Source organism: uncultured Psychrobacillus sp. (assembly GCF_938022135.1).
GTDB lineage: Bacteria > Bacillota > Bacilli > Bacillales_A > Planococcaceae > Psychrobacillus.
Genome location: NZ_CALIED010000011.1, coordinates 92,197 through 104,796 on the forward strand (window position 1 = coordinate 92,197; position 12,600 = coordinate 104,796).

Genomic DNA, 12,600 nt, shown 5'->3' on the forward strand with positions numbered 1-12,600 from the left:
CATACATCCTTTAGATAAATAGTTAGGAGATTATCATGAACAATAACAAAATAGTACTGACAGGCGGGGGAACAGCTGGTCATGTATCTTTAAATGAAGCCATTATCCCAGAATTATTAAGAAACGGATATGAAGTCCATTATATTGGTTCTGCTGATGGAATTGAAAAATCAATTATTGAAAAAAGCTTTCCCACTTTACCTTATCACACTATTTCTAATGGTAAGTTAAGAAGGTACTTCTCTATTAAAAATTTCTCAGATCCATTTAAAGTCCTATACGGAACAATGCAAGCCATGAGAACCTTAAGAAAAATAAAGCCTTCGCTTGTATTTTCCAAAGGAGGATTTGTTTCTGTGCCAGTTGTAGTGGCGGCAAAGCTTTCTAATATTCCAGTCGTAATACATGAGTCCGACATCACACCTGGTTTAGCAAACAAAATTGCAACACCATTTGCAGAACATATATTTACGGTTTTTGAAGAGACATTAAAGTATATTCCAAGGGATAAGTCTTCCGCTATAGGAGCAATCATTCGCCCTGATCTGTTTCAAGGAGATGAAAAAATTGCAAGAGAGCTGACAGGCTTTAGTCCTTTTAAAGAAACAATTATCGTTATGGGCGGAAGCCAGGGCTCTAAAAGTATTAATGCTGCGATTAAAGATAATATAGACACTTTAACCAAGCGATTTCAGATTATTCATCTTTGTGGTAAAGGAAACCTAGACCCTTCATTGATAGATAAACCAAATTATAAAGCCTTTGAATACGTAACGGATGAATTACCCCATTTGTTGAAAATCACAAACTATGTAATAAGCCGAGCTGGCTCTAACTCCATTTTTGAATTTTTAGAGTTAAAAAAACCTATGTTATTAATACCTTTGTCCAAGAACGCCAGCAGGGGAGACCAAGTATTAAATGCAAACTTCTTTGAAAAATTAGGCTATGCTATTGTCCTTGAAGAAGAGGGTCTCACCGCTGAGACATTTATGAATTCTCTTTCAGCTTTAGCATTAAACAAAGAAAAAATAATTGATGCACAGTGTCTGGCGAGTTCTTCCAAAACACCTGAGCAATTTACGGAACTACTACTAACATATAAAAACTAATGAAACTCCCGTCATAAAGTTGACGGGAGTTTCTTCTGTTACATAGCTTGTTCTTCTTCCGAATTCTGCTGAAGTGTTTTCATTAGGAAGAGGTCCTTAGGTATATAATATAAATCGAAATGGTTATTACCCTTATTAATCTCTTCGTATATTACTTGGTGGGAATCATTTGCTTTTAAAGCATAGCCAAGCTTTTCAGTTGCACGGATGCTCTTAATATTATTTTTTCTAATACGTAAAAATACTGTTTGTATATTCTGCTCAAAGAACAATTCCTCTAAAAATTGTTCCTTCGCTTTCTTATTATAACCTTGACCTTGGAATTGTGTGCCGATCCATGTTCCTAAAAATCCAGCACCGTGTTCAATATCAAATAGATTTATGGTTCCTATTGGTTGTCCATAGTCACTGATGATTGTTCGAGAAATAGTCGTTCCAGCTAATTCTTCCTCAATCATTTGTTTGGTTAAAAACCAGTATTCGTCTGCGGTATTAGCTTTATGACGAACGAATGGCATAATAGTTGGATCTGACATAAGCTCAAATAGAGCGGTACACTCATGTAAGTCTCTTTTTTTCAACACAAAAAAACGCCTCCTCCAGAACTGAAAATGAGCAGAGTCATTCTAGTTCCCCTGAAATTTTTCATTTGAATTGCATAAAAAATTTCGGGGTAGGAATCGAACCTACTAGAACCAGCTCAAGAACCGGTGGCGCACCATTTGCCTTCCCTCGGCAAAGAAATACTTTGCCTTATAAAATTATTTGCATAGAATAATATACTTTAAGTTTTTCATTTTGCATAGAGTTAAATTATACATTTTTAAAAAAAATATTGTTAATACTTGTATGTTTCACAATTAATACATATGATTAATTTACATAAACAAAAGATACATAGAAAATGATTTACTAGTACAGCTATTATAAATGAATATATCAAATCTTCCTATATTTTTCTATTTATTTGTTTGGATTTTCAACAGGAGGTTTTAGTTCATGTAATTGTACTTTATCGTTTTAAACGAATGCTTTTCACCTGATGATTTTCTATACAAATAGTATAAAAGTTAATAGAGGGTAGACCTATTGTTCATCTCTCAAAAAGCTTCTCCGCTTAGCACGCGATACACTTTATTTTATTATAATAACTATGACCTAAATTCTCTTTTCAGAATTTGAAATCGATGAGAAGAAACAATTCATATAATTTTACTGCCGTTCATATAAAGTGAACGGTATTTTTAAAGGAAGTGTGAAAGTGAAACATCATATTTTATTAATAGAAGATGAAATTAATATAGCGAAGTTTGTGGAACTTGAGCTGAAACATGAAAATTTTGAGGTAACCGTATCTTTTGATGGAAGAGAGGGATATGAATTAGCTTTAGAAAACCATTACGATTTGTTATTAGTAGATGTTATGCTACCTAATTTAAACGGTTTAGAAATATGTCGCAGGTTTAGAAAAGTTAAAGATATTCCTATTATTTTAATAACTGCGAGAGATGCAGTTATAGATCGTGTTTCAGGATTAGAGGCTGGAGCAGATGACTATGTGGTCAAGCCATTCGCTATAGAAGAGCTTTTGGCTAGAATTCGTGCTGTATTAAGAAGGGTGGGGCATACCACATTAAATCAGGAATCTGTTTTATCGATACGTGGCTTACAGGTCAATCAAAAAGCATATAGGGTTACGTATTTTGGGCAGGAGATTATTTTAACGAAAACAGAGTATGACCTTCTTGTATGTTTTATGCAAAACCTTAACATCGTATTAACTCGGGATCAGATTTTAGAAATTGTATGGGGTTATGAATCAGAAGTAGAGACAAATGTAGTGGATGTTTATATTAGGCATCTTAGAAAGAAATTGCCGAAGGAAATTGCAGCTTTAATAGAAACAGTTAGAGGAGTGGGATACGTGATTCGTTCATGAAAAACTGGACTTTACAAAAAAAATGGACATATGCTTCTGCTCTGTCTATTTTTTTAAGTTTTTTAATGATGAGTGCCATTTTATATTTTTCGCTATACAACTGGATGCTTATGTCTGAAAAGAGAGTGGCCCATAACACATTAAACGAAGTTGTAAGCTTCTTTGAGTCACAGGGTCCTGTGATTAGCGTTCAAGACATTCAAAGAAATCGCACACTTATTAACCAGCTTGTTAACCAAGAGCAGTCTATAAGGGTTTTAAATGCAGATGGAATCGAGCTTCTCCGCATTAATGATGCGAGTCCATTTTCAGCATTCGAACCCACTTCAATAAATGAATTTGAAAAAGACAAAGTAGAAGGACAGACTATTTTTCATAAATCTGCTGAAATTGACTTCGGATTATTTAAGGGATATATAGAAATTTCCCACAGCCTTTCTAATTTTGAAGAACTAATGCGCTATATATTGTTGGCTATAACGTTATTTTCTCTCATAGCGCTATTACTATCTGCATTTATAGGGTATTCGTTGTCTGCATTCATGTTACGTCCAATTAAGGAATTACGTGATGAAATGCAGGAGGCAAAACGGACAAGGTTTTCTAAGGAAGTTAATTTTGAACGTTTGTCAAAAGATGAAATCGGTGAGCTGATGAAAATCTATAAGGAATTAATGGACGAGGTAAATGAAACAATCACCAGACAAGACGAGTTTATTCATAATGTATCTCATGAACTTCGAACACCTATTCAAGTTGTGGAAGGACATCTGGCTCTGCTGAATAGATGGGGCAAGGAACAACGAGATGTTCTGGACGAATCCCTGGACATTTCCTTAGCAGAAGTTCAAAAAATGAAAGTTTTAATAGAAGAAATGTTAAAGCTTGCAAAAAATGAACAAACATTTGAGAATACAAATACCCGTCTATTAAGTGTAGTCAAGGAATTGGAACAACAACTGGAGGTGCTATCTCCAACTTCATCAATTGTTTACCGTGGAAATGAAAATATATCAGTTAATATCCCCTCAACGACATTGGAGCAAATTCTTAGAAACCTTATGGAGAATGCAATAAAATATAATGAAAACGATCCGAAAATAATTATAGAAGCTTGGGAAGACACTTCCAAAGTAGTAATTACTGTTTCAGATAATGGGATTGGTATTAAAAAAGAATCCCTTTCTAAAATCTTCGATCGTTTCTATACAGCAGACGAGGCACGTTCAAAGAATAAAGGAGGCTCAGGATTGGGCCTTAGCATTGTGCAACGACTAGTTGTTGCATATAAAGGTAGTATTAACGTAGAAAGTAATCAAAACGGAACAAAATTTTCCATATATTTCCCTAAATTTACAAGTGAATAATCATTCATTTCAAATGTATAAAAAAATTTAGAAAAGATTAATTTAATTTACCAAAAAGGATTGTATTTTTTAGTGAGAGTAGTAAGATGGATATGGAAAAATTGTTCTTATACTTGAATTCTTGAATTCTTTAAGTCTCATGAAAAGAGTGGTAAACTATTAATGTGAAGATTTAAAGAATAAAAATGTACATCTTTCATTTTCAGGCTTTTGCACTTATTTTTATGCAAATTCATTAATGCCTATTGTGGCACAATATGTTGGAGGTTTTTTTAAATGTCGAACAATCAAACACCTTGGTCCATTTTCTCAGGACCCAATCTTGGTTATGTGATGGAGCAGTATGATTTATACCTTCAATCACCAGAAGAAGTGGATCAAGAACTAGTTAGCTTATTTGAAGAGTATGGGGCACCAGTTCTGGATACAACTACAAATGGTACAGGAGCTGCTTTACCAACTGTGGAATCCAACAACTTCGATAAAGTGATTCGTGCAATCGAGTTGGCTGATGCTATACGAGCTCACGGGCACTTATCTGCAGATATCTATCCTTTAAATGACAGAGAAAAAAATGATTCTCGAATCAATTTTAAGACTTACGGTCTAACTCCTGCTGATTTAAAAGAAGTTCCTGTAGCTTTTTTATTAGCTGATGCACCAAACACAGTTACCAACGGTTTAGAGGCAATTGAGTACTTAAAATCTGTTTATACGAATAAAATAGCTTTTGAGATTTCTCATATTGTGAATGTAGAAGAGCGCAAGTGGTTACAGGGCAAGATTGAAAAAGGTGTTGTATTAGAAAACTTATCTGCTGATACAAAAAAGGAATTATTGAAACGTTTAACTCAAATTGAAGGTTTTGAGAAATTTATTCACCGTACGTTTGTGGGAGCAAAACGCTTCTCTATTGAAGGTTTAGATTCATTAGTGGTTTTGATAGACGAGCTTGTTAGACAATCTAATATCACTAAAACAAAACAAGTAAACATTGGTATGGCCCACCGTGGACGTTTAAATGTATTAACACACGTTTTAAACAAGCCTTATGAGATGATGTTCGCAGAGTTTGCACACGTACCTTCTGAAGCTTTTCAACCAAAAGACGGCTCTTTAGAGCTTTCTGAGGGATGGTATGGTGATGTGAAATACCATAAAGGTGCTGCTTACCATTCTCCATCTGGATTAACGATTAAATTAGCATATAACCCTTCTCACTTAGAAGTAGTAAGTCCTGTAGTAACAGGGCAAACTCGTGCTGCTCAAGAAACAACGGATCAAGCAGGTTTGCCAGTTCAAGATAAAAATGCTGCTTATGCAATTTTAGTTCATGGAGATGCGGCTTTCCCTGGTCAAGGTATCGTCACAGAAGTGTTAAACTATAGTAGAGTAAGAGGCTTCCAAACTGGAGGTTCGATCCATATCATCGCAAATAATATGATCGGATTTACAACGGAGCATTACGATTCACGTTCTACTTTCTATTCTTCTGACCCAGCTAAAGGATATGAAGTTCCTGTTATTCATGTAAATGCAGATGATCCAGAGGCTGTTATCGGCGTAGCAAAACTTGCTCACGAATACCGTAACAAATTTGGTAAGGACATTGTTATTGACTTACTTGGTTATCGTAGATATGGCCACAATGAAATGGATGAGCCACTTGTGACTAATCCACAAATGTATCATATTATTCATAAACACCCGACTGTACGTAATATTTACGGACAAAAGTTAGTAAATGAAAACGTTATCCAAGAAGCCGAAGTGAAAAAGCTGGATGAAACTATCTTCAGTGGAATGCAAGAAGCATACGATCGCGTGAAAGAGCTTCCACAGACTACTGCACATGAGATTATTATTCCTGATGCTGTATTAGAGGGAATGCCTGAGCTACCTACTGGAGTTGAGGAAGGCAGACTGAAGAAAATCAATGAAGAATTATTAAGCTGGCCATCTGATTTCAAAGCGTTCAAAAAATTAGAGAAAATTTTAAAACGTAGAGAAGAGCCATTTAAAGGGAAAGGTAAAATCGACTGGGGTCATGCAGAAACACTTGCCCTAGCAACGATTATTCAGGAAGGGAACTCTGTTCGCTTAACTGGTCAAGATGCACAACGTGGTACATTCTCACATAGACACTTAGTGTTACATGATGAAAATACAGGTGCAGAACTTACACCAATTCACTATATTAGTGATGCAAAAGCTTCCTTTACCGTTCACAACAGTCCATTAACAGAAACAGCAGTGTTGGGCTATGAGTTTGGTTATAACTTGGAGAATGCTAATTCATTAACTATTTGGGAAGCCCAATACGGGGACTTCGCAAATATGGCGCAAGTTATGTTTGACAATTTTATCAGTTCGGCTCGATCTAAATGGGGATTGAAATCTGGACTTGTGATGCTATTACCGCATGGTTCAGAAGGTCAAGGCTCAGAGCACTCAAGTGCACGTCTAGAGCGTTATTTACAGCTTGCTGCAGAAAATAACTGGACAGTTGCGAATCTATCAAGTGCCGCAAACTATTTCCATATCCTTAGAAGACAAGCTAAAATGCTAAAAGAAGACGCAATTCGACCATTAATAATCGTTTCTCCTAAATCATTACTTCGACATCCTTTAGTCGGTGCAGAGGTAGCAGATTTGACTGAAGGTAAGTTTGAGACTATTATTGAACAGCCAGGCTTAGGCCAACAACCTGACAAGGTCGAAAAAGTAGTCTTTGCAAGTGGTAAACTAGCAATTGACTTAGCAGACAAAGTGAAGGATGGAGAAGGATATGACTTCATGCATATAGTTCGTGTGGAGCAACTTTACCCATTCCCAGAAGAGAAAATTCAAACGATTGTAGATCGTTATCCAAACCTTAAACAAATTGTTTGGGCTCAAGAAGAAACAGAAAATATGGGCTCATGGAATTTTGCACTTCCATATTTACTGGATATTGCAAAAGGAAAAGATATTAAGTACGTAGGGCGAGTACATCGCTCAAGTCCTGCTGAAGGTGATATCGACACTTATAAAGTAGAGCAAGCAAGAATTATTGAAGAAGCATTGAAAAGCTTGTAAGAAAAGCAATAGAGGAGGAAAATCAAGTGGCAGAAATTATAGTTCCCGAATTAGCAGAATCAATTACAGAAGGTACCATTGCACAATGGTTAAAACAACCCGGTGATACAGTGGAAAAAGGCGAGTTTATCGTTGAGTTAGAAACAGATAAAGTAAATGTAGAGGTAATTTCAGAAGAAGCTGGAGTTGTTAGCGAATTACTTTTTGCTGAAGGCGATACGGTACAAGTAGGCGAAGTAATTGCTATCGTAGGTGCAGGTTCAGGCGCACCAGCAGCTAAAGCTGAAACTAAGGAAGAACCGAAAGAAGAAAAAACACCTGCAGTAAGTGGCAATAAAGCTGAAGAGGTAGCTAAAGCTAATGAAGACGCTTCTAAAGAACAAGACCGCACAATTGCTAGCCCAGCTGCTCGTAAGTTAGCTCGTGAAAAAGGTATTAATTTAAGCGAGATTTCTCCAGTAGATCCAATGGGACGCGTTCGAGTTCAAGATGTATCTGCTCACGGTTCTAAACCTGCAGCACCTAAAGCTGAAGCTTCAAAATCTGCAGCTCCAGTAAAAGAAGATGATGGACGCACAACTCGCGAGAAAATGTCACGTCGTCGTCAAACTATCGCTTCTCGTCTGTTAGAAGTTAGACAAAGCACAGCAATGTTAACAACATTTAATGAAATTGATATGACGAATGTAATGGCATTACGTTCTCGTAAAAAAGATAAATTCTTTGATGATAACGATGTACGTTTAGGATTCATGTCATTCTTTACTAAAGCTGTCGTTGCAGCATTGAAAAAATATCCTTACGTAAATTCTCAAATTGATGGAGATTATATTGTAAAAAATAATTTCTATGATATTGGTATCGCTGTATCTACAGAAGGCGGGCTTGTAGTGCCAATCGTACGTGATGCAGACCGTAAAAACTTTGCAGAAATCGAAGGAGATATTGCTGGTCTTGCTAAAAAAGCTCGCGATAACAAGTTAGCTCTTTCAGACATGGCTGGTGGTTCTTTCACTATCACAAACGGTGGAGTATTCGGTTCACTATTATCAACACCAATTTTAAATGGTACACAAGTTGGTATTCTTGGAATGCACACAATCCAAAAACGTCCAATCGCTGTTGGAAATGAAGTTGAAATCCGTCCAATGATGTATGTGGCTCTTTCTTATGACCACCGTGTTATCGATGGAAAAGATTCTGTTGGATTCTTAAAAACAGTAAAAGAACTTCTTGAAAGCCCAGAAGACTTAATGTTAAATTCTTAATATATTTATTTAAGGCTGGCATATACCCAGCCTTAAATATTCAAAGCACCGAAAATTCTACGTATGTAGATTTTCCGGTGTTTTTTTTGTCTACTTCTTACATGTGTGTTCTATACGGTATGCGTTTTCCAAGGAGTGTTACCTAAAGAGGAGGTGCGCACCTAAAAGCGTGGAAGAGTCACCTAAACCCGTGGAAAGCGCACGTAAAAGGGAGCGAATGTCACCTAAAGAGTAAAAGTGCACCTATACGTTGACCATTGACACCTAAATCATTAGTAAGCGAACCTAAAGGCAGTAGAACTGTCACCTAAACCAGAGCAAGTGACACCTAAATACAGCAGTAACATGATTGAATTTTCATGAATTCAATCGTATACTATAGGTAAAGGAAGTGGTTGAAATGATACATACTAATTGGGCTTTAAAGCCAACTACTAAGACAGTAACATGTATTCATACAGACGCTAAAAAATTCTTAGTTAGCAATGTATTGACAGTTGGAAAGACATACGAAGTAAAAAATGAAACAGAAGAATTTTTATTCGTCATTGATAATACCGGTAAGGTCGGCGGATACTACAAGGAATATTTTCAATAAAAAACTGATGAGCCTTCATCAGTTTTTTTTGTTAAGGAGGACAATAGCGTGATTGAGTTAATAAAAAATGAAAAAGAGCTAAGAACTAGCCGATTACACAGTGAGAAAGATATAGATCTGATTGGCACGGGAGGATATGTTTCGCCTATCGACCATTTATATGAAGATGTGCTAATAGCGGTTTCCTTAAAAAAACCTGTTTTATTAAAGGGGCCAACGGGAGCAGGAAAGACTAAGCTAGCTGAAACAGTGTCCCATTTTTTTTCACAGCCAATACAAAGTATCAACTGTTCTGTAGACCTAGATGCGGAGGCATTGCTTGGTTTTAAAACGATTGTCATTAAGGAAGGGACTAATGTGATTGAATTTGTAGATGGTCCTGTAGTTGAGGCGATGAAAAAGGGACATATTCTTTATATAGATGAAATAAACATGGCTAAGCCTGAAACCTTGCCAATTTTACATAGTGTATTAGATTACCGTCGTATGTTGACTAATCCATATACGGGTGAGGTTATTAAGGCACATCCTGATTTTTCTGTTATCGCAGCAATAAATGAAGGATATATTGGAACTACTCCTATGAATGAAGCTTTAAAAAATCGTTTTGTTTCTTTTTCTATTCCCTATATCACCGGAGAATTACTTGAAGAACTGTTTAATAATTTATTCCCAAATGCTCCTAAAGATCTTCATACTCTAATGCTTAACCTAGCAGAGGATTTAATGGCACAAGTGCAGCAAGGTCTTTTAGCAGAGGATGCTGCATCTATTCGGAGTCTCCAATATGCAATGGATTTAGCACAATATATGGATCCTTTAAGAGCAATTGAATATGCAATTGCTGAAAAGCTAGATGATGAGCAAGAGAAGAGACTCGTTTTAGAGCTTGCTTCCTCTTGGGTTAAGTGAGGCGGTATAATGTCTTCAGTAAATCGCTTTATACAATTTAACAACGAAACGATTGATGCTAGACAACTGATGCATTACGAGACAATTGCTCGTGCAATGACCAAAGACCTGGGAATTACTATTAATGAACGAAAGCTAATAGAATTCCAGCCGGAGGAGCAAACAATATCCATTAGTGTGTTTTGGAGACATCGAAGTGAAGAGGTGATGCATAAAGGGAGACTTTCAGACATCTATCTCTTAACCGAAGGGTTCTGGAAATACTTCAGCATAGGCGCTTGGCTAGACTACTTAAAAGATAGAGATGACACTCTGTCTAGATTAATGGATCAACTAGTGTTTTGTCTTGAGGAATTTCGCCTTATGGAAAATATACAAAAAAGACGTATTGGTACAAGGAAAATCTTTATTGCAAGAGTGGAGACATACCTTGCCTTTCATAAGCAACAGTTAATTGTTAATCTTCAAAAAGGGTTTTTAGCAGATGCTTATATTAGTTACCTTTATATTAGTTTATATGAAGGTACAATTAATGCAAAAGGTCCTGATTCGTTTGTTCAAACTAACAGCATGATTCAAAGAGTATACGATCACAGATCTACAAATGACTCTATTAATTTAGCGTATCAGCTTGTAAATTTTTTAAGGGAATATATTTCGACTGATTCTATTTTACAATTTTATGCGATTCTTTCTCCTAATACTTTAATGAATAAAGACTTTCATTATCATCAAGGCATGAAGGATTCTATAAAAGGTGAGGATGAAAGGAAAGACACAATCGAGGAAGTATTTAGATCCTGGCATAGAGAAAATGAACAGGAAAGCGGAGTCCATCTACAGTATGAGCTGGAACACGGAACAGATGGGAAAGCTGAACAAAATGTCAACGCTGAAGAAGGCCGAGAGGGTCATGACATTACGGAAACGGGTAGGGGACAATCCTCTGGGAATACGAAGGAAAATCTTTCGTCAGATCAAGTAGAGGATAAAATGGGAAGTACCAAGAAGGCAGGCAAGAGCTTTGGATATGAACATTTAAATGTGATATACGAAGAAAAGAGAATTGAAAGCATGCTCCATCCACATACGAAATTAGAACTGCAGACAATCCGGCAGGAGCAAGCTCCCTTTGTTAAGGCCTTTGTCCATGAAATGAAAAAACGTATGGAACAAAAAAAGGTAGATAAGCGGACCAATTTATCAAAAGGTCGACTTTCTACTCGAATGACGTCTATATGGACAGAGGAAAGACCTAAGCCGTTCTACAAAAAAGATGCTCCAAGTACAAGACTCAACGCCGTATTTGGTTTACTGGTAGATGGGTCTGCATCTATGCAGGATAAAATGCCAGAGACCCAAAAGGCTGTTTTATTATTCCACGATGTACTAAGAGAATTAAACATTGTTCATGAAATCGTACTTCATTATGAAGATGCCTATGAGGCAACTGAAACTAGCCAGCCTAATACATTTGAATGGATTCATCGATTAGAAGATGGACAAAAGGATAGTGGCCAAAACATTTTGGCCATGGAAGCTCATGAGGATAACCGAGATGGATTTGCAATCCGTTGGATAGGCAAACGTTTAGAAACTAGACCAGAGACACATAAATTTCTACTTGTCTTCTCAGACGGAGAGCCCTCAGCTTTTGGCTATGCACAAAATGGTATTATGGATACTGCTGAGGCAGTATTGGAAGTCGAGCGAAAGCAGATTTCTATACTTCATTTATTTCTTAATGAAGAGGACCCAACAGACGAACAAATTAACCTGTTCCAGCTTATCTTCGGTAAGAAAACAGCGACAGCTTCCTCTATGGAGAGGTTCTCAGATGAAACGTTGCGCTTACTGCGTAAAATGCTTCAGCATGTCGTAAAAAGCTAAGAAGAATAGTCAATCTCAGTATTGTTTTATAAAGAGGCTATGTTAAAGGTTATGGTTGATTTATAATGCAAACAAATCTTAGATCAGAGAGTAGTATTGATTTTTCGCACCAGCCGGACGCTTTCCTCGGGTTGAACGATAAGCCATCACCCATCGCTTACGCGCGTGGTTGTGATGTCTTATCTGTCTCACTCTCACTCATCCAGTAGGAGTCGCCGTATGGCGTTCCGATCAATAACTGGAACAGCTTTAGCATCTATAAAGCATTAAAAAAATTTACTCGCATAAACAAAGCTAAAAAACTGTCAATTTCACAATCTATTTATGTTCTTAATAGCCATTTAAAAGTTCCTTTGTTTATAGAAGTAGGGAACACCAAATCATTTTAAAAATATAAACATTATCCTTTAACATAGCCAAATAAAAAGACTGGAGT

The 12,600-nt window shown here is 36.6% G+C and carries 9 protein-coding genes; 8 read left to right on the forward strand and 1 reads right to left on the reverse strand.

Annotation, left to right across the window (positions count from 1 at the left end; genetic code table 11):
• The first annotated feature begins 35 nt into the window (after window positions 1-35).
• Window positions 36-1,112, forward strand: a complete 1,077-nt coding sequence (locus Q0371_RS02430; RefSeq protein ID WP_251553193.1) for an undecaprenyldiphospho-muramoylpentapeptide beta-N-acetylglucosaminyltransferase — start codon at window positions 36-38, stop codon at window positions 1,110-1,112.
• 38 nt (window positions 1,113-1,150) lie between these two features.
• Here Q0371_RS02430 and Q0371_RS02435 read toward each other — a convergent pair whose 3' ends face one another.
• Window positions 1,151-1,696: a GNAT family N-acetyltransferase gene (locus Q0371_RS02435; protein ID WP_298467814.1), complete on the reverse strand. Its 546-nt coding sequence runs from the start codon at window positions 1,694-1,696 to the stop codon at window positions 1,151-1,153.
• A gap of 677 nt (window positions 1,697-2,373) precedes the next feature.
• Between Q0371_RS02435 and Q0371_RS02440 the strand changes: the two genes are divergently transcribed.
• From Q0371_RS02440 to Q0371_RS02470, 7 genes are all read left to right on the forward strand, one after another.
• Window positions 2,374-3,051, forward strand: a complete 678-nt coding sequence (locus Q0371_RS02440) for a response regulator transcription factor (protein ID WP_298467817.1) — start codon at window positions 2,374-2,376, stop codon at window positions 3,049-3,051.
• Window positions 3,048-4,418: a HAMP domain-containing histidine kinase gene (locus tag Q0371_RS02445; RefSeq protein ID WP_298467819.1), complete on the forward strand. Its 1,371-nt coding sequence runs from the start codon at window positions 3,048-3,050 to the stop codon at window positions 4,416-4,418. Before Q0371_RS02440 ends, Q0371_RS02445 begins: the two co-directional genes overlap by 4 nt.
• 276 nt (window positions 4,419-4,694) lie before the next feature.
• Window positions 4,695-7,496, forward strand: coding sequence for a 2-oxoglutarate dehydrogenase E1 component (locus tag Q0371_RS02450; protein ID WP_298467821.1), 2,802 nt, complete (start codon window positions 4,695-4,697; stop codon window positions 7,494-7,496).
• Between the two features lie 26 nt (window positions 7,497-7,522).
• The gene (gene odhB, locus Q0371_RS02455) at window positions 7,523-8,764 is read left to right on the forward strand and encodes a 2-oxoglutarate dehydrogenase complex dihydrolipoyllysine-residue succinyltransferase (protein WP_298467824.1); all 1,242 of its coding nucleotides are present in this window, start codon (window positions 7,523-7,525) and stop codon (window positions 8,762-8,764) included.
• A 400-nt stretch (window positions 8,765-9,164) separates the two neighbouring features.
• Entirely contained in the window at window positions 9,165-9,362 is a 198-nt protein-coding gene (locus Q0371_RS02460) for a DUF6501 family protein (protein WP_169360102.1), read from the forward strand.
• 60 nt (window positions 9,363-9,422) lie between these two features.
• The gene (locus tag Q0371_RS02465; RefSeq protein WP_298467870.1) at window positions 9,423-10,274 is read left to right on the forward strand and encodes a MoxR family ATPase; all 852 of its coding nucleotides are present in this window, start codon (window positions 9,423-9,425) and stop codon (window positions 10,272-10,274) included.
• 9 nt (window positions 10,275-10,283) lie between these two features.
• A complete protein-coding gene (locus Q0371_RS02470; RefSeq protein WP_298467827.1) occupies window positions 10,284-12,164 on the forward strand; it encodes a VWA domain-containing protein in 1,881 nt (626 codons plus the stop codon).
• The last annotated feature ends 436 nt before the right edge of the window (window positions 12,165-12,600 follow it).

Coding starts and splice junctions, on each gene's coding strand:
- Q0371_RS02430 (WP_251553193.1), top strand. CDS start 36: ATGAACAATAACAAAATAGTACTGACAGGCGGGGGAACAGCTGGTCAT.
- Q0371_RS02445 (WP_298467819.1), top strand. CDS start 3,048: ATGAAAAACTGGACTTTACAAAAAAAATGGACATATGCTTCTGCTCTG.
- Q0371_RS02450 (WP_298467821.1), top strand. CDS start 4,695: ATGTCGAACAATCAAACACCTTGGTCCATTTTCTCAGGACCCAATCTT.
- Q0371_RS02460 (WP_169360102.1), top strand. CDS start 9,165: ATGATACATACTAATTGGGCTTTAAAGCCAACTACTAAGACAGTAACA.
- Q0371_RS02470 (WP_298467827.1), top strand. CDS start 10,284: ATGTCTTCAGTAAATCGCTTTATACAATTTAACAACGAAACGATTGAT.